Below are 19,148 nucleotides of genomic sequence, written 5' to 3' on the forward strand. Positions count from 1 at the left end.
AAGATGGAACTGACAGATATCAGAGAGCTTTTTCAGGCTCCCGAAAAATTCGCAGATAAAGAAGTTACAGTTGGAGGATGGATCCGTAATATTCGTGATTCCAAGACTATCGGATTCGTTTCATTAAACGATGGTACATATTTCTCACCCCTTCAGGTGGTTTATTCTGATGAACTTGGCAATTTTGCAGAGGTAAGCAAGCTCAATGTAGGAGCAGCTATCATTGCTACAGGTAAGATTGTAATGACTCCTGATGCAAAGCAGCCCTTTGAGATGCAGGCAACAGGCATTGAGATTGAGGGACCTTCAACTCCTGATTATCCTATTCAGCCTAAGCGTCACACACTTGAGTATTTGAGAACACTTCCTCATCTTCGTGCAAGAACAAACACATTTGAGGCTGTTTTCAGAGTTCGTTCACTTGCAGCATATGCTATCCACTCATTCTTCCAGGAGAGAGGATTCGTATATGTTCACACACCTCTTATCACAGGTAGTGACTGTGAGGGTGCAGGCGAGATGTTTCAGGTAACAACCCTGGATCTTAACAATGTTCCCAAGACAGAGGACGGAGAGGTTGATTATTCAAAGGACTTCTTCGGAAAGCCGGTTAACCTTACTGTTTCAGGACAGCTCAATGTTGAGACCTATGCATTCGCTTTCAAGAATGTTTACACATTTGGACCTACATTCCGTGCTGAGAATTCAAACACAACACGTCACGCAGCTGAGTTCTGGATGATCGAGCCTGAGATGTGCTTCGCAGATCTTAAGGACGACTGTGACTGCGCAGAGGCAATGCTTAAGTATGTTATCAACTATGTACTTGAGAATGCACCTGCTGAGATGGAGTTCTTTAACACATTTGTAGATAAGGGACTTATCGACAGACTTAAGAATGTTGCAAACAGTGACTTTGGCAGAATTACATATACAGAGGCAGTTGAGATTCTTAAGAAGCACAATGACAAGTTTGATTACAAGGTAGACTGGGGCTGCGACCTTCAGACTGAGCATGAGAGATACCTCACAGAGGAGATCTTCAAAAAGCCTGTATTCGTAACTGATTATCCGAAGGAAATCAAGGCCTTCTACATGAAGCTTAATGAGGACGGCAAGACTGTAGCAGCTGCTGACTGTCTTGTTCCCGGAATTGGTGAGATCGTTGGTGGAAGCCAGAGAGAGGATGATCTTGAGACTCTTGAGAAGAGAATGGATGAGCTTGGACTTAAGAAGGAAGATTATCAGTTCTACCTTGATCTTCGCCGTTATGGTTCAGTTCGCCACGCAGGCTTCGGTCTTGGATTTGAGCGCTGCGTAATGTACCTCACAGGTATGGGCAACATCCGTGACGTTGAGTCATTCCCTCGTACAGTTGGTAACTGCGAGCTATAATAGAGTATTTTGAATTATTTGGGCTGTTGTATATTTTCTTATACAGAAAATGTACAGCAGCTTTATTTTTGTTATGCCGAATCATGGTATAATTAGAGTGTAAAAAAAGTTTTGTTTTATTTTCAAATGGGGATTCAATGAAAAGATTTTCTAGAAACATTTTAAATAGAGGTATTTGCGGAGTGCTGGCAGTGGCAATGCTGACAGTTACGGGTGCTCCTGCGCTGGCTTCAACAAGTGAAGAGCTTAAAAAGCAGCAAAAAGAGCTTGAGAAGCAGCAGAAGGATCTCGAGAAACAGCAAAATGCCATTGAGTCACAAAAAAAGGAGAGCCAGAGCGGACTCAACAATGCCAATCAGAATATCAGTAATATTGAGGGTGAGCAGGCTGAGCTCCAGGAAGGTATTGATGCAGCTAATGAGGAGTTGGTAGGCCTTCTTACAAGTATAGATCTGATACAGGCAGATATTGATGATACTCAGGTCAGAATAGAGAAGACCCAGCAGGAGTATGATGAAGCCAAGCTTCAGGAGGAGACTCTCTATGATGCGATGAAGAAGAGAGTTAAGTTCATGTATGAAAAGGGAGAGGTTTCATACGCAGAACTGCTTCTTCGTGCTGAAAGTGTCGGCGATATGCTGAATAAGGCCGGATATGTTGAGGAGCTGTATGATTATGACAGAAAGAAGCTGTCTGATTTCATTGAGGCTAAGAACGCAGCAGAGCAGTACGGAATTGAGCTTGAGGAAGCTAAATCCGAGCTTGAGACCTCACAGTATGAGCTGAAGGAAGAGCAGGCTCATGTTGAGCAGGTAATTGATACCTATAAGAAGCAGTATGCTAACTTCGATGTACAGCTTGCTAAGGCAAGGCAGGATGCGGCAGTTTATTCAGCCCAGCTCCAGCAGCAGACAGCTCAGATACGTGATCTTCAGGCTAAGATCGATGCCAAGGAATCCGAGGTAAAAAAAGCAAAGAAGGCTGCTGATGAGGCCACTGCAAAGGAAGCGGCTGAAGCTAAAAAGAAGAAGGAAGAAGAGGAAGCTGCTAAGAAGGCTAAGGAGAAGGAGCAGCTTGCTTCAAATAACCAGAATACCGAGGATAATACGGATACGGCCAAGGTGCCTACTGAACCGGCATCCAGTCAGCCAAAGGCAGTTCCTGCAGCTACAGGATCAGCTACCGGTCAGAACATCGCCAACTACGCATGTCAGTTTGTGGGTAATCCCTATGTGGCAGGAGGTACAAGCCTTACAAACGGTGCTGATTGTTCGGGATTTGTTTACGCGGTTTACAAGCAGTTTGGTATATCTGTGCCAAGATCATCATACTCACAGGCTACATACGGCAGAGAGGTTTCCTACCAGAATGCAAGCCCGGGTGATGTTATCTACTATGGAGGACATGTGGCGATTTACCTTGGTGGTGGCAGGATAGTGCATGCAAGTACCGCAAAGACAGGTATCAAATATGAAAATGCCACATACAGAACAATACTTACAATTCGCAGATTTGTGGGATGAGGACTAACAATTGGAATGGAATAGACTACTGTGCGGAGATCGAATCCGCCCTATAAAGAAACGTGAGGGCTCTCAGGATCTCCGCAGTGAATTTGAAAAGGACTATCATAGAATAATCGGAAGTGCTTCCTTTAGAAGACTTCAGGATAAAACACAGGTATTTCCACTGGATCAGTCTGACTTTGTAAGGACAAGACTGACCCATTCTCTGGAGGTTTCCTCCTTTTGTAAATCACTTGGACAAAACATAGCCAGAAAAATAGTTACTGATATTAAGGACGAGTCATTTGATCCGACATATCAGCAGGATGTCTGCGACATTTTACAGTGTGCAGGCCTTCTTCATGATATCGGTAATCCTCCCTTCGGACATTTTGGAGAGACAGCTATAAGAGAGTGGTTTAAGGAGCATCTTCCGGAACTTGAGTATGAGTCTGAAAATGGAGAAAAAAGAAAGCTGACGGATATTTTAAATCCGCAGATGCAAAATGATTTTTATCATTTCGAAGGTAATACCCAGGCCCTTAGAGTTGTCACAAAGCTCCACTATCTTGTGGATGAGCATGGAATGAACCTTACCAAGGCTCTTCTTGCTACGATTATCAAGTATCCTGTTTCTTCATTGGATGTGGATAAGAACAGCCCTGATGTATGCTGTCACAAGATGGGATATTATTATGCGGACCGCGAGCTTTTCAGAGATATCGAGGACTCCTGCGGGCTTAACGGTAGACGCCATCCTCTGACATATATTCTGGAGGCTGCAGATGATATAGCCTACAGGACAGCTGATATAGAGGATTCTTATAAAAAGGGACGTATCAGCTTCGATATGCTTGTAAGAGAGCTTGAGCTAAGACGCCATGAGGACCAGTCTGATCCGGAGTACAGGTCCCTTATTGAAAGCTTAAAGTACAGATATGGCAAGGGTATTGAGCATGGCGTAAGTGATCCCGGTGAATATGCTGTTCAAAACTGGATCGTGGCGGTTCAGGGCAAGCTTATATATCTTGCCACAGAAAGCTTTGTAAATCATTATAACGAGATTATGGATGGCTCCTTTGGTCAGGAGCTTCTGGAAGGAACAGAAGGAAAGCATATAGTTGATGCGCTTGGAGAAATTGCGATTAAATACACCTTTACTTCAGAGCCCATCGTGAAGATAGAGGTCAGCGCAGACAGGATACTTACATACCTTCTGGACAGACTGGTACCTGCTGCAGTTTATTATGATACAGACGTTAAGCTTCGTCCCATAGATTCAAGGATGATTTCTTTTGTATCTGAGAACTATAAGAAGATTTACCATATTTATTCACAGGGAAAAAGCGAAGAGGAGAAGCTTTACCTCAGGCTCCTTCTTGTTACGGATTATGTCTGCGGCATGACTGACAGCTATGCCAAGAGGCTGTATCAGGAACTCAACGGTTTGGTTTAACTGTTTTAAATTGAGAGTTTTGGCTTGCAATTTTGTTATCTAACATTTATGTTATTTTAAGTGGTAGGATGAATGACGCTTTTTGAACAATGTGTTCAGAATAAGAGTGTGATTCATCAGAGACAAAAAGATAAGAAAGAGGACAATATGGCGAGAGAAATGGTTGTAGTTCTGGACTTTGGCGGGCAGTATAAGCAGCTGATCGCAAGAAGAGTCCGCGAGTGCAATGTATATTGTGAGATTCACCCTTACAATATAGGACTTGATAAGCTTCGTGAGATGAATCCCAAGGGAATCATTTTGACGGGTGGACCTAACAGTGTTTACGGTGAGAATGCCGTTTTGTGTGAAAAAGAGCTCTACGAGCTTGGCGTTCCTGTAATGGGAATCTGCTACGGCGCACAGCTTACTGCATTCTTAAATGGCGGAGAAGTAAAAACGGCTCCTGTCAGCGAATATGGTAAGACAGAGACAAATCTTGATACTTCTTCAGAGCTTTTTGCAGATTGTAAGTCCGTTGTTACAACATGGATGAGCCATACTGACTATATAGCTAAGGCGCCGGAAGGCTTTAAGATTACGGCGACCACTTCTAACTGCCCTGTGGCAGCTATGGAGAATGCTGACAGAAAGATTTATGCAGTTCAGTTCCATCCTGAGGTTATGCACACCGAGTGCGGAACACAGATGCTTAAGAACTTTGTAATGAATGTTTGCGGATGCGCTGGCGACTGGAAGATGGCTGACTTTGTTGAGAGAAGCATCGCAGAGATCAGAGAGAAGGTTGGAAACGGCCGTGCACTCTGTGCTCTTTCAGGCGGTGTTGATTCATCCGTTGCAGCCGTACTTATGAGTAAGGCTATCGGTAAGCAGCTTACATGCGTATTTGTAGATCACGGTCTTCTTCGTAAGAATGAAGGCGATGAGGTTGAGGCAGTATTTGGACCCAACGGTGCATACGACCTTAACTTTATAAGAGTTAATGCTCAGGACAGATTCTATGAGGCACTTAAGGGTGTTGAGGAGCCTGAGAAAAAGAGAAAGATCATCGGTGAGATGTTCATCCGTGTATTCGAGGAAGAGGCTAAGAAGATCGGAGCCGTTGATTTCCTTGTACAGGGAACTATTTATCCCGATGTTGTTGAGAGTGGTATTGGCGAAAGTGCCGTTATCAAGTCTCATCACAACGTAGGAGGACTTCCCGACTATGTTGATTTTAAAGAGATTATTGAGCCTCTCCGCATGCTCTTTAAGGATGAAGTAAGAGCATCAGGACTTGAGCTTGGTATTCCGGAGCACCTTGTATTCAGACAGCCTTTCCCTGGCCCTGGCCTTGGAATCCGTATCATCGGTGAGGTTACAGCTGAGAAGGTTAGAATCGTTCAGGATGCTGACGCAATCTACCGCGAGGAGATCGGTAAGGCAGCAACCGCTTACAAGGATGAGCACGGTGTTAATCCTGAATGGCTTCCTGCGCAGTATTTCGCAGCGCTGACAAATATGCGTTCCGTTGGTGTTATGGGTGACTTTAGAACCTATGACTACGCAGTAGCACTCCGAGCAGTTAATACTTCAGACTTCATGACCGCAGACGCAACCAATATTCCCTGGGATATCCTGCAGACAGTAATGAACAGGATCATCAACGAGGTTAAGGGCGTCAACAGAGTAATGTATGACCTGACCAGTAAACCGCCGGGAACAATTGAGTTAGAGTGATATTATAAGCCCTAGAAACCGTTTTAATAGCGGGCTCTAGGGCTATTTATTTGAGTTTGTAAAAGAATATAGAGATATAGATTGGAGAAAAAATGAGTGCACATATAGAGCAGTTTAATGCTAAGGATTCCAGTATAGAAGGACTGAAAATAATAAGTGCAAAAAGTGCCACAGACGACAGAGGAACTGTGCGAGAATTATTCCGTGGCAGTGTTTATGCAGAGGTACTTCCTGATACAGTAAAGGGATGGAAGCAGATAAATCTGACAAGAACTAAAAAAGGAGCTGTTAGAGGACTCCATGGTGAAGCAATGAATAAGCTTGTTACTGTGGCGTATGGTTCAGTTTTTGGAGCTTATGTGGATACAAGACCTGACAGTAAGACTTTTGGGGCAGTTCAGACTGTACATATCACACCCGGAGTTCAGGTATTTGTGCCTCAGGGCGTATGCAATGGTTTTCAGGCGCTTGAAGATGCTGAGTATCTGTACTTCTTTGATAATGAATGGGCTCCGGGAATGCCGGGAACAGCACTTTGTCCACTGGATCCTGAACTTGAGATTAAATGGCCGATAGATATCGATACAAATGATTTAAATCAGATTTCGGAGAAGGATTCAAAGGCACCAACGCTTACTGAATTACGAAAAAAGCTCGGAATGGACTAAAATTTGAAAAGGTGAGGGGACTATGAAAAGAGAAGGAGGAGTTTTGTATGGAGGATTACAGCTTACAACACAAAAAAGCCTGGGAGTTTGATGCGTATAATTTTTGGGTAAAGACGTCAGGTACTCCGGAGGAAAGAGCAGCAAAGGACAAAGCTGATCCGAAGAAAATGCTAAAGTATCATGCAGGCTATTTTGACACTTTCGAAGGAATCAGGGTTGCGAATATCTGCGGGTCATGCGGGAAAAAGGCAGTGCCACTGGCACTTCTTGGAGCTGATGTCACAATATTTGATATTTCTAAGGACAATAAGAGATACGCTATGGAAACCGCAGAAGCTGCGGGCACTTCAATAAATTTTGAGGTTTGCGATATTCTCAAGATTGATATGAACAGGTACGCAGGGTACTTTGATGTGGTGTTCATGGAAGGTGGCATCCTTCACTATTTCCATGACATAGATGAGTTTATGAATATCATGAACTCTCTGCTGAAGGCAGGAGGAAAGCTTATCTGCAGTGATTTCCACCCCTTCACAAAGATTTCGGATATCCTGAAAACTCAGCAGCCCACAATGAGTTATTTTTCCACAGAGATATTTGATGGTGAGATGGCTCATGCGAGGTTCTATGATGAGGAGATTCGCAGGCAGATACCAAAGTGTAAGTACAGAAAGTATACGATAAGTGAGATCATAAACGGTATCATTGGCGCGGGATTTACGCTTGAACGCTTTGACGAGCACCCTTCATGGGAGGATGAAACACTTCCCGGGGAATTTACAGCCATCGGAAGAAAGAATGGGTCCGCGCTATGACTATACTGTGGACTTTTTGCAAAAGGCAGCAAGTCTTCAGGAGGAGGAAACGGGAGAGCCCGTGAGCTGGCCTTTCATAGAGGAGAAATATTTTACGGAGGCTGCTAAAATAGTGGGCATCCCTGATTACAGACAAAGAGCATAAAGGATAACATAAAATGGTAGATGGGCAAAACTCATCTGCCATATTTAGTTAGAAATAGTGTAAAATAGTAATGTTATTGCTGACTGGCTTAAGAAAGAGGGATGGCATGCACAGACTTTATGAAAATGATGATTTAGTAGTCTTTTGGAACTCTGATAAGTGTTTTCATGCAAAAAGGTGCGTTCATGGCAGTCCCGGAACCTTCAATCCGGGTAAGAAGCCCTGGATTGACTTAAGACATGCCGAGAGCAAGGAGATATGGCAGGCAATATCAGAATGTCCGTCAGGTGCGCTTAGCTGCATATACAGACATGAAATCGATGTGGTCATGGATGAAGAGGGTGGCCGCAGCGTAGCTTTTGATGGGGATAAAGAAATCGGAGAATGCAATTTCGAGGCTAACGAGGATGTATGGAATATCTATCACACCGGAGTTTCTTCTGATTATCAGGGGAAGGGCATAGCAAAGCGACTGGTGTATAAGGTTCTTGAAGCGGCTGAGAAGAAGTGCATGAATATCGAGGCTTCCTGCTCTTATGGCAGGAAGGTTCTTGATAGTTAATTTTTGAGGGGGAACAGGTATGAGCATAGGTGTTAATAATTGGGGCATTTGTGCTTTACCGTTAAATATAATAAAAAGGGAGTACACAAATGAAGAAGAGGACAATTGTTAAGGTTGGGAAAATTATTGTGGGGGTTGTGGCAGTACTGTTTGTAGTTGGTTCTGTCGGAATGGCAAAGCTTGTTTGCGACGGTGTGTTTTACCAGAATAAAAACAATGACACACAGGGTAATTCAGTTAAGCAGCTTGCAACCTATGGATTTGATCTTGAGGGCTTTAATGCTAAGTATACAGGCGAAGATATTGCGGTGACAGCAGAGGATGGAAATGTTGTTCCCGGAACATATTTTGATATGGATAGTGATAAATGCGTAGTACTTGTACACGGTGCAGGTGGTGACAGAGTAGCTACATATCCTCTGGCACAGCAGTATATCGAGAGAGGCTATGACGTAATTGCCTTTGATGACAGAGGTCACGGAGTAAATCCTGATGATAAGGTTACTTTCGGAATTCATGAGGCGCGTGACGTAAAGGCACTTGTAAAGTATGCAAGGGAGGAGCTTGGGGACTCAGAGGTAATAGTTCATGGCCAGTCCATGGGCGGTCAGGTGACTGCAGTTTATGCATCAAACGTAACTCCCGGAGCAGTAGAGGCAGCAGATGCAGTAATATGTGACAGCCCTGTTCCCGGAATGGAGTACATGATCAGAAGCGTCATTGCAGATAATCCGGAGGATATGGATTCAGCTTCAACATCATACTTTATTAACACTGGTAAGCTTTACTCAAAGCTTTTCTACCACGTTAACTGGGATGAAGGCGATACAATCAAGGTTGTAGCAAATGATCAGCTTCCGACACTTATCTTTGTTTCTGAAAAGGATGAGGTTTGCCTTCCTGAGAAGGTAGAAGAAGTATATGAAAATGTAGGAAGCTCAGAAAAGAGCATCGCTTATGTAAACAGTGCTCATATCGAAGGCGTAATCGATGATCCTGAAGGCTACATGGAATATGTGGATACATTCCTTGAAAAAGCCGGATTATAATAAGGACTAATAAGTGTTAACGTCATTACTTGGCGTTTATTCGGAATTTAATTGTTTTTTAATAAGCAGTTATTCAGGAATTTACACGGAACAAAGATATAAAAATATTCAGCATAACAATTATTAAAAATACAAAATGTTCATTTTAAGGGCATTTTGTATTTTTTTAGTTATAGAAAACCCTTTTGAAGCAAAGAGAGCCTTGTTGAAAAGTGACAATCAAGTAGCTGCTATTTTGTGGATATATTATATTTGTTTGTGATTATGGCAGTAGTATTATTTGACAAAAGTAACACTGTAACATGCCATGCACTAAAATCAGGGAGTAACGCTTATGAGGAATAGATTAAGAATGACAATGGCTTTAGCCGCAGCAATAATCATGACTACATCAGTAACTGCTTTTGCAGGCTATGCCAAAGAAGAATCCCCAAAGGGACCATTAACATCAGATCAGGCCTTGGAAGTAGCACTCGAGCATTCGGGATACACAAAGGATGAGGTTGATGTAATAAAGTTAGAGAAGGATATTGATGATGGTGTGGAAAAATATGAAGTTGATTTCTATGTTGGAGTCAATAAGTATGAGTATGACATCGATATCAATACCGGAAAAATACTTGAATACGAAATCGATGATTAAATATGTCGGTGTATAGCTGAAGTATTTTTAATTGAATAACGAATAAAATGGAGTCATCTGATAAAAGCGGATGACTCCTTTTATGTGACGAAAACAGATAATTGCTAAAAAGTATGGAATGAAGTACAATAAGGCTTCTAGGCTACAAGGAGGTATTTTTAGGGAAATAGTATGAAGGAACGAGAATCAATTGGGAGCAGGCTTGGCTTTATTCTGCTGTCTGCAGGCTGCGCTATAGGAATCGGTAATGTGTGGCGCTTCCCGTATATGGTAGGTGAAAACGGCGGAGGATTATTTGTCCTTGTATATGTGCTGTTTTTGCTGATATTAGGGGTGCCGATACTGACGATGGAGTATGCGGTAGGAAGAGCGAGCAGACTAAGCGTTCTTCCGGCATTCAAAAAGCTTGAACCAAAGAATAGTAAGTGGCATATTTACGGATATTTTGCTATAGCCGGTAACTATATTCTGCTTATGTTTTATTCAGTGGTTTCCGGTTGGATACTGAGGTATTTTGTATTATCTTTAATGGGGGCTTTTCAGGGACAGAGTCCTGAGAGCATAGAGAGGATTTACCAGGAAATGATGGGAAGTCCTAAAATACTGATACTTTTCATGTTTATTACCATGCTTATCACAGTCTTTGTAACATCTATGGGACTTCAGGAAGGCGTGGAGAAGATAACGAAAATCATGATGATCTTACTTATCATTATCATGATCGGACTTGGAATAAAATCCCTTACACTGCCGAAGGCTGCAGAGGGAGTGAAGTTTTATCTTATGCCTAATATCGAGAATGTAAAAAAGGTCGGTGTGGGAAATGTTCTTTACGGAGCACTGAACCAGAGCTTTTTTACACTAAGTCTTGGTATCGGTGGAATGGAGATATTCGGAAGTTATATTAAAAAGGACAGAAGTCTTGTGGGAGAAGCCCTGCTTGTTGCAGGACTTGATACCTTTGTTGCTATAGTTGCAGGACTTATCACGATTCCTGCATGCTTTGCTTATGGCGTAGCTCCGGACAAAGGACCGAGTCTTATTTTCCTTACTTTGCCCAATGTTTTTGCAGCAATGCCGGGCGGAAGAATAATTGGAAGTCTCTTCTTCCTCTTCATGTATTTTGCAGCACTGTCCACAATGATCGGTGTATTTGAAAATGATGTAAGCTTTTCAATCGATCTTTTCGGCTATGACAGGAGAAAGGCAGCAGCCTTTGCTGGACTTGTCATTACACTGGGATCGATCCCCTGCGCGTTTGGATTTAACGTATGGAGTGATTTTCAGCCGCTTAAGCAGGGCAACTGCATAATGGACCTGGAGGATTTCATAGTTAGTAATCTTCTCCTTCCAATCGGTTCCCTTATATGCTGTCTGTTCTGCACCAGTAAATATGGTTGGGGCTTCGATAATTACATCGAAGAAGTTAACAGCGGCGTGGGTATAAAGATGAGCACAGCCCTTAAGTGGTACTTCAAGATCGTGCTTCCTGCTATACTGGTGTTCCTTGCAGGCTATGGCCTTTGGAGCTACTTTGCATAAGCCATTACGTGATAGAACACGAATATAATGATATATAAACTGGCGTTATCATTGAGTTAACAGCTCATAGGTAACGCCATATTTTTTTGCTATATCAGCAGCGTAGGAAAGCCCTACAGGCGGAGCAAGTCTTATCTTGTAGGAACGAACGCCGTTATCTGAAGCAACGATAAGCGAAGCAGCCTTATAGGGAAGGTTGTTATCGTTTAGTTCATCAATATCGTAGGCAAGCTTGTGCATGTGGGTGTTGTAAATGGTTCGGCAGCCCTTTTCAAGTATTGCTTTTGAACAGTCTCTTGCAATGAAATATCCCTCCTCAAAAGAGGTGGTTGAAAAGGTTTCATTGAGAAGTAGGAGGCTGTTTTTGGTTGCATCAGTAAATATGGTGCGGAATCTTTTGCACTCTTCGCCAAGTCTTCCAAGGTCCAGAGTCTGATCCTCATCAGCTGGGAAATGAGTATAAATGGCATCAACAGGAGTGTATTCGAAGCTAAATCCCGGAACATAGATACCACCCTGAGCCATGAAGAAAAGCTGGCCCACAGCCTGGGTTATAGTGGTCTTACCGCCTCGGTTGGCACCTGTGAGCATATACAGGCAGTGCTCATCTGAAAAGTCGATATCATTTGTGACAATCGGTTCCTCTTCAAGAAGATTAGCATCTACAAGCTTCATGTTGTAGATTCCGATAGCGTTCATGGATTTTTCGCTACCTTCGGAGGGCATGATGACAGTAGGCTTGCAGAATTTAAAGCCCTTTGCTTGCATCTTTTCAATATATTCAGCCCATCTGATGTAGTAGATGAATTCCGGCATGAGGTCAGTGATGTTGGTGATTGTGAGGGTTGTGTATTTTCCCAGAACATCACGAAGGTGCTTAACGGTACTGCTTAGCATTCTTTCGGTCACATCATCCATGTGCCTGGGAAGGCTCCTGGTATGATTATCAGACTCTGACACATATTTCATAGTCATGAGAGCCATGGGGCTAAAGGCAGCAAAGGGAATGATCATGTTGTCATTTGTGGCCCTTTTTAGCGTGAATTCGTCGTATTTATAATCCTCCCTCCAGTCGTTTCCATCCTGGATAATGTCTTTTCTTGTAACCTTATCCACAAAATGGCTTACGATATGTGACTTGGTAAAAGGCTTATTATTAAGAGATATAACGCCGATTCCGCTTACCTCAAAGCGCTCATTTAAGTTTACGCCAAGGGTGATACTCCTTAGATTCTGAGTGTCTGCCCTAAGGAGACTGATATCCTTCTTCAGACCCTCATAGCCATTATCGGTGTAGAGTTTTTTGACATAGTCCTTGAGGGCAAGCAGTCCATCGGAGTGAATGTCTGCGGTTGACAGGCACTCATAGATGGCATCAAGGGACTGAATATAGTCACCTATTTCTTCAAGTCTGTGAACGAGATCCCAGACGCCGAGCTCGTGGTCGTGATCATGCTTGTGACTTCCATAATCGCGAAGGAAATTTATCCTGTCAAAAAGCGCAACGATTTTGTTTCGCATATCTCGATTTTTCATGAGGTCATCGAATATCTCGCTCCTGTATTTTGCGTTCTCAGGAGAGTCTGTCATCATGCTCATAACATTGTAAATATAGGTCTGCTCCGCAGGCTGGATGGACAGCTTAGTAACGATATTGTCCATACCTATGTCATGAAGAGTTACCTCGCTCAATTTTTTGTATTCTAAATTCTGATCTGGAAATAAAAGACTTATTTTTTCTGACATAATTTTCCCCAATAAAAGATTCCCTTCCCAACCGGGCGATGAAAAAGAGCATACCCGGTACTTTTTTCATAAGATTATTCTAAGATAAAAATGCGAGAATTTACAATGCAATTTATAAGGAGATCATTCAGAGGGTTGAAAAAGTGTACAAATAGTCGTACACTAAATTCTGATATTTCAAAAACACAGAAATGAAAAGGAGTTTTATGAGAACACGAGATAACTACTCGGTGCAGCTATAAAGCTGACAGCGGTTGTATCGAGGTTAATATTTTTGTAAAGCTGCCAGAGGCTGCACCGGTCAGATAATGGATGCGACGAATAAACTAATTTACTAAAAACATTGTTTGAAAAAGGAGCAGTTATGAATACAGAAAGAATTGAAACATTAAGAAAAAAGTGGCTTGAGGAAGAGAGCATCGCGCATATAAAGGGATGGGATTTTTCTCACATCGATGGACGATACACAGAGCAGGATGATCTTCCCTGGAGTTATGAGGAGATCATAAACAGGTACAGAACTCCGGATATGAAGCTTCTGGACTTTGACACAGGCGGTGGTGAGTTCCTTCTTTCACTGGGACACCCCCATAAGAATACAGCAGCAACGGAAGGCTATCCGCCGAACGTTGAGCTCTGTAAGGAAACACTTCTTCCCCTTGGAATTGATTTCAGGGCCTGCGATGATGCGTCAAATATTCCGTTTGATGATGGCACTTTTGATATTTATATAAACAGACATGGTGACTTTGATCCCAGGGAGGCACAAAGAGTGCTGAAGAGTGGCGGAATTTTTGTTACCCAGCAGGTTGGATCAAAGAACGACAGAGACCTTGTGAAGATGGTGCTTCCTGAGGTAGAGGAGCCCTTCCCTGACAACTGCCTGGAGATTCGAAAGAAGCAGTTTGAGGAGGCTGGCTTTGAGATTCTTGAAGCTGATGAAGTATACAGACCAATCAGATTTTTCGATGTCGGAGCTTTCGTGTGGTTCGCTCACATCATTGAGTGGGAGTTCCCGGGATTTTCAGTTGATAAGTGCTTTGATAAGCTTCTCAAGATGCAGGAAGAAATCGATAAGAATGGTAAGGTTGAAGGTACTATCCACAGATTTCTGATTGTTGCCAAAAAGAAAGCTTAACGGGAAACTGTTGACAATGCAATTTTGAGGTGCTTATATTATATATAGCGCTTAGAAAACTATTGGAGGTATGAGGAGATGTTGAACAGGTAAATTGATTCATAAAAAATTTTGCATTACGCAGATTGTTGAGAAGGTCACCTTTTGATGACTTTTTTAATGGTGGATCATTTTATCTTGTAGATATCTTTTCATAGAACCAATTTATATATTATTTGGTAAGTCCCTATCTATGCATATAGGGGGATTTTATTATGATTAAGATTACAGATCCGTCTGCGTAATGCAGGCGGATTTTTTTGTTGCACAAGACCGGCAAGCGAATGGATGCTTGCATACAAATTCATTTGCCGGTTGTAAGAACATGGAGCACGAAGTGCGGAATGTTCGTGTGCGAAATCGAGTAGGAGTCAGCCTACTCGATTGGATATAAATGATTAATAAAGCTTAGTAGAAACGACTTAACGGAGGTTTACCGGAATGGAAACGAAGAATAATAACCCTCTTTGGACGAGGGATTTTACGATAATTACAATTGGCAGTGTTGTCTCAATGTTTGGAAACAGTCTGGCAGGCTTTGCAATGAGCCTGATGGTGCTTGATTATACGGGCTCAACCTTTATGTATGCACTGTACCTTATGACATACACTGTTCCGCAGCTTATAGTACCTATTATTTCAGGAGCTGTTCTTGACAGATTTTCAAGAAAAAAGATGATCTATACACTGGATTTTGCCAGCGGAGCCATATATCTGACCATGGGCATGCTTCTTTGGAGCGGATGGTTCAGCTTCCCTATCTTTGCACTGTTTAGTCTGGTGATAGGATCAATAAACAGCATATACATGGTGGCTTATGACAGCTTTTATCCACTCCTTATTACAGAGGGGAATTTCTCAAAGGCATATTCGATTGCGAGTACCCTTGAGACTCTGTCTAATTTCATGGTTCCACTTGCAACGGTTTTATATAACCTTATGGGACTTTGGCCGATGCTTCTCGTAAATGGTGTGAGCTTCTTTGTAGCTGCATGCCTGGAGGTCAATATAAAGGCAGAGGAGAGCTATATAGAAAAACAGAGTCAGAGACTGGACACACAGGATATGAAACGTGTGGAGAGAGTTCTTTTTGATATAAAAGAAGGCTTCCTGTATCTGTTTTCAGAAAAAGGACTTATGGTCATTGCTGTCTACTTTTTATTTAGCGCTATGGCCGGCGGAGCAGCAGAGGTTATATGCCTCCCGTACCTTAAGAGCAACTATAAAAACGGTGAGTATTTATTCCAGTGCATTTTCGGCATGGCAGTTATCGGAAGAGGCATTGGAGGCATGTACCACTACAGGAGAAAGATACCTGAGCAGCTTAAGTTTTATATCGCCCTTATGGTGTACGTAATCATAGGTGTCTTCGAGGGACTTTATCTCTATGTACCTGTTAATGTAGCGATGCTTATGGGATTTATAGTCGGAATCGGTGGAGTTACCAGCTATACCATAAGAATTTCATCTACACAGAGCTATGTACCAGATGAGACCAAGGGAAGATTCAACGGTGCCTTTCAGGTGCTTAGCACATCAGGTGCCCTGATTTCACAGTTTTTTGCAGGAGTGCTTACGGTCTATATGGACCAGAGAGCGGTACTGCTCCTGTTTGAGCTTGTGAGCGTAGGTGCAGCTATTGTATTTGTGGGCTTTAACGGAAAGCATGTTAAGCCAATCTATAACAGAAGTATGTAATTTGAATTTTTGAAAGGAGGTACTATGTCCGGACGAATACTTATAAAAGCAGAGAATATAGTCCACTCCTATGGTGAGCAGACAGTCCTTAATTTTGACAGGTTTTATTTATACGAAGGTGAAAAGATCGGTCTGGTGGGGGTAAACGGAGCAGGAAAAAGCACGTTGCTCAAAATCCTTGCTGGCGAGATATCCCCATCAAAGGGCACGGTGACAAGAGAGTGTGAGCCCTTTTACTTTGAGCAGTTCGGTCTTGGGATAGCAGGTAATAGCGGAAGCGCGGACCCTTCCGGAGACGATCTGGATAATACATACATGGGCGCTGCCTATGATACCGACTACGAGGAAGCCGGAAAAATGGGAGTTCAGGATCAGCTCTGGCAGGAAAATGTCAGCGGCGGAGAAAATACCAGAATAAGGATTGCACAGCTTTTCTCCAGCCCGCAGGCGGTTGCGTTCTTGGATGAACCTACTTCAAACCTTGATTATGAGGGAGTGGAATTATTAAAAAAGAGGCTTGGTGAGATTGAGACCATGGTCATCATAAGTCATGACAGATCGGTTCTTAACGAGCTCTGTGACAGGATAGTTGAGATATCCTTTGGAGAGCTCACAAGCTATAACGGTAACTACGACGACTATGTAGTACAAAAGGATGAGCAGTTTAAGACAAAGCTCTCTGAATACGAGAATTATCAGGCTGAAAAGAAAAGACTTCAGGGTGTATATACCCAGAAAAAAGCCAAGGCCAAGAAGGTGGAGAAAAAGCCAAGAAATATCTCTTCCAGTGAAGCCAAGGCGAGAGCTCTTTGCGGAAACAGAAAGCCGGAGGACAAGGCTAAAAACATGGAGAAAAGCGCTGCCAATGTCCTTAAGCGAATAGAGCACATGGAGGTTAAGGAAAAGCCAAAGGAGGAGCCCACGGCAAGACCTGATTTCAGACTGACAAATCCTCCGAGAAACCCGATTGTCATAAGAGGAGAGCATGTGTCATTTTCGTATGATGACAAGGTTATCCTTGATGATGCGGACTTCATGATAAAGAACGGAAGCAAGGTTGCCATCCTTGGCAGTAACGGTGCAGGGAAAACGACGCTTCTTGAGCTTATCAGCAAGAGAGAAAGGGTGTATGTTGTACCCGGTGCAAAGATCGGATATGCAAGACAGAATATGTCGCAGATAGATTATGACAGCACGGTTATTGAAAACATAAGGCGTGTCAGTATACAGACCGAGAGCTTATCACGTATAATATTATCCAGATTACTACTTACGGAAAAGGATATGAACAAGAAGGCATCCCAGTTATCGGGTGGTGAAAGGATGAAGCTGTCCTTTGCGATGCTGTTCGTATCTGATATAAACCTGCTTATTCTGGATGAACCTACAAATTATCTGGATATTCCATCAGTTGAGGCTCTTGAGAAGCTCCTGATTGAGTATGAAGGAACGCTTCTTTTCACATCTCATGACAAGATGTTTGTGGACAGGATCGCAACCGGCAGGCTCTATATCGAGAATGGAAAGATAAGAGAGGAAAACTAATATGGCAAAAGAAGTTTGGCAGCCGGGAAATATGTTATATCCGATACCTGCAGTAATGGTGAGCTGCGGAAGAAAGGGCGAGACCCCGAATATCATAACTGTGGCGTGGGCAGGGAATGTTTGCAGTTCACCTGCTATGCTCTCCATTTCAGTGAGAAAGGACAGATATTCCTACAGCATCATCAAGGATACGGGAGAGTTTGTGGTTAACCTCACAAGCAGCGAGCTGGCAAGAGCTACGGACTGGTGCGGCGTGCGTTCAGGCCGTGATTTTGACAAGTTTAAGGAGATGAGACTTACGCCTCAGGAATCCCAGAAGATAACTGCACCCGGAATAGCCGAGAGCCCTGTTAATATCGAGTGCAAGGTTAAAGAGGCGCTGGAGCTGGGCAGTCATGTCATGTTTGTGGCAGAGGTTGTGTGCGTTACCGTGGATGATAAGTATCTTGATGAAAAGGGACGCTTTGACTTAAACGGAGCTGATCTTATCGCATACTCCCATGGAGAGTATTTTAAGCTTGGCAAAAAGGTCGGAAAGTTCGGTTACAGTGTTGCCAAGAAGCAGGGCAAGAAGGCATCTTCCAAGAAGGATAAGTCTTTTGCAAAAAAAGACAACAAGCAGGCAAAACAGAAGAAGGATAAGAAAAAGAAAAAATAAGTCCATGACTAAAGGAGACAGACTATGGCTGTAAAATTCATGAGAACAGGACAACAGGGAATACTTGTAAGGGATGAGGAAACAGGCTGTAAATTTGGAATAGACTTGTTTTTGTCGGACATGGACGGAAGACAGGTAGAGAATATCGTTAAGATAGAGGACCTTGGAGACGTATCTCTTATTTTCGGAACCCATGACCACATCGATCATATAGACAGGGATGCATGGGTGAAAATTGCAGGCCTTTTTCCTAAGACAAAGTTTGTAGCTCCAAAGTTTTTTGAGAAAACTCTTCCCGGAGAGCTTGGAATAGACAGAGAGCGTATCATATTTGTTGATGAGGGGATAAGCGCAGATGAGGGAGATGTCCATATAGAAGCTATTCCTGCAGCCCATGAATTCCTTGATGCTTCAGATGACGGCCTTCACCCGTACCTTATGTATATTATTACTTACAAAAATACTAAGATATGTCATATGGGTGATACCTGCCTTTATGAAGGTGTATATCAGAAATTAAGGGAAAAGGGTTCCTTTGATGTTATGTTTCCTCCAATCAATGGACGAGATGCAGAAAGGCTCCGCGATAACTGCATCGGAAATATGACCTATCAGGAGGCAGCAGATCTTGTGGGAGTTTTGAAACCGGGGCTTGCTGTTCCAGGGCATTACGATATGTTCGCTTTTAATGGCGAAGATCCTAAAAAATTCGTTGATTATGTGGAAATTAAGTACCCCGAACAGAAGGTAAGAGAGTATAAAGCAGGCGAAGAGTTTTCATGCTGAGATTTTGTAAACGGTTTTAAAATACGCAGTAATTGAAGA

17 protein-coding genes are annotated in these 19,148 nt (G+C 42.8%); 16 read left to right on the forward strand and 1 reads right to left on the reverse strand.

Features of this window, described 5'->3' with window-relative positions; translation table 11 throughout:
- Nucleotides 1-3 precede the first annotated feature (3 nt).
- The 11 genes from asnS (at nucleotide 4) to G601_RS0100560 (ending at nucleotide 11,499) form a co-directional block, all read left to right on the forward strand.
- A complete protein-coding gene (gene asnS / locus G601_RS0100505; RefSeq protein ID WP_026664131.1) occupies nucleotides 4-1,395 on the forward strand; it encodes an asparagine--tRNA ligase in 1,392 nt (463 codons plus the stop codon).
- A 137-nt stretch (nucleotides 1,396-1,532) separates the two neighbouring features.
- On the forward strand, nucleotides 1,533-2,918 hold the full coding sequence (locus G601_RS0100510) for a C40 family peptidase (protein ID WP_026664132.1): 1,386 nt from the start codon (nucleotides 1,533-1,535) through the stop codon (nucleotides 2,916-2,918).
- 10 nt (nucleotides 2,919-2,928) lie between these two features.
- Entirely contained in the window at nucleotides 2,929-4,356 is a 1,428-nt protein-coding gene (locus G601_RS0100515) for a deoxyguanosinetriphosphate triphosphohydrolase (protein ID WP_026664133.1), read from the forward strand.
- Nucleotides 4,357-4,503: 147 nt separating this feature from the next.
- Nucleotides 4,504-6,075, forward strand: a complete 1,572-nt coding sequence (gene guaA / locus G601_RS0100520; protein ID WP_026664134.1) for a glutamine-hydrolyzing GMP synthase — start codon at nucleotides 4,504-4,506, stop codon at nucleotides 6,073-6,075.
- 92 nt (nucleotides 6,076-6,167) lie between these two features.
- A complete protein-coding gene (locus tag G601_RS0100525; RefSeq protein WP_026664135.1) occupies nucleotides 6,168-6,743 on the forward strand; it encodes a dTDP-4-dehydrorhamnose 3,5-epimerase family protein in 576 nt (191 codons plus the stop codon).
- Nucleotides 6,744-6,790: 47 nt separating this feature from the next.
- Nucleotides 6,791-7,558: a class I SAM-dependent methyltransferase gene (locus G601_RS0100530; protein ID WP_026664136.1), complete on the forward strand. Its 768-nt coding sequence runs from the start codon at nucleotides 6,791-6,793 to the stop codon at nucleotides 7,556-7,558.
- Between the two features lie 7 nt (nucleotides 7,559-7,565).
- Nucleotides 7,566-7,703: a hypothetical protein gene (locus G601_RS25945; protein WP_207637999.1), complete on the forward strand. Its 138-nt coding sequence runs from the start codon at nucleotides 7,566-7,568 to the stop codon at nucleotides 7,701-7,703.
- Nucleotides 7,704-7,809: 106 nt separating this feature from the next.
- Nucleotides 7,810-8,265: a GNAT family N-acetyltransferase gene (locus G601_RS25590; RefSeq protein ID WP_196808782.1), complete on the forward strand. Its 456-nt coding sequence runs from the start codon at nucleotides 7,810-7,812 to the stop codon at nucleotides 8,263-8,265.
- A gap of 89 nt (nucleotides 8,266-8,354) precedes the next feature.
- A complete protein-coding gene (locus tag G601_RS0100550; protein ID WP_026664137.1) occupies nucleotides 8,355-9,314 on the forward strand; it encodes an alpha/beta hydrolase in 960 nt (319 codons plus the stop codon).
- Nucleotides 9,315-9,648: 334 nt separating this feature from the next.
- Nucleotides 9,649-9,957 (forward strand): PepSY domain-containing protein, encoded by a 309-nt coding sequence (locus tag G601_RS0100555; RefSeq protein ID WP_081673328.1) that lies wholly within the window; start codon nucleotides 9,649-9,651, stop codon nucleotides 9,955-9,957.
- 171 nt (nucleotides 9,958-10,128) lie between these two features.
- Nucleotides 10,129-11,499, forward strand: a complete 1,371-nt coding sequence (locus tag G601_RS0100560; protein WP_026664139.1) for a sodium-dependent transporter — start codon at nucleotides 10,129-10,131, stop codon at nucleotides 11,497-11,499.
- Nucleotides 11,500-11,547: 48 nt separating this feature from the next.
- On the opposite strand, the gene G601_RS0100565 is transcribed toward G601_RS0100560, so the two are convergent.
- Nucleotides 11,548-13,245: a MutS-related protein gene (locus tag G601_RS0100565; RefSeq protein WP_035790133.1), complete on the reverse strand. Its 1,698-nt coding sequence runs from the start codon at nucleotides 13,243-13,245 to the stop codon at nucleotides 11,548-11,550.
- A gap of 364 nt (nucleotides 13,246-13,609) precedes the next feature.
- Between G601_RS0100565 and G601_RS0100570 the strand changes: the two genes are divergently transcribed.
- From G601_RS0100570 to G601_RS21380, 5 genes are all read left to right on the forward strand, one after another.
- Nucleotides 13,610-14,383, forward strand: coding sequence for a class I SAM-dependent methyltransferase (locus G601_RS0100570; RefSeq protein WP_026664141.1), 774 nt, complete (start codon nucleotides 13,610-13,612; stop codon nucleotides 14,381-14,383).
- Between the two features lie 480 nt (nucleotides 14,384-14,863).
- Nucleotides 14,864-16,120 (forward strand): MFS transporter, encoded by a 1,257-nt coding sequence (locus G601_RS0100575; protein ID WP_026492390.1) that lies wholly within the window; start codon nucleotides 14,864-14,866, stop codon nucleotides 16,118-16,120.
- 24 nt (nucleotides 16,121-16,144) lie between these two features.
- Complete coding sequence (gene abc-f, locus G601_RS21375; protein ID WP_051205424.1) at nucleotides 16,145-17,665, forward strand: ribosomal protection-like ABC-F family protein; 1,521 nt, start codon at nucleotides 16,145-16,147, stop codon at nucleotides 17,663-17,665.
- A gap of 1 nt (nucleotide 17,666) precedes the next feature.
- Complete coding sequence (locus G601_RS0100585; protein ID WP_026492391.1) at nucleotides 17,667-18,323, forward strand: flavin reductase family protein; 657 nt, start codon at nucleotides 17,667-17,669, stop codon at nucleotides 18,321-18,323.
- A 24-nt stretch (nucleotides 18,324-18,347) separates the two neighbouring features.
- Nucleotides 18,348-19,109, forward strand: a complete 762-nt coding sequence (locus tag G601_RS21380; RefSeq protein WP_051205426.1) for an MBL fold metallo-hydrolase — start codon at nucleotides 18,348-18,350, stop codon at nucleotides 19,107-19,109.
- The last annotated feature ends 39 nt before the right edge of the window (nucleotides 19,110-19,148 follow it).

Origin of the sequence: Butyrivibrio sp. FC2001 (genome assembly GCF_000424125.1) — a bacterium.
GTDB lineage: Bacteria > Bacillota > Clostridia > Lachnospirales > Lachnospiraceae > Butyrivibrio.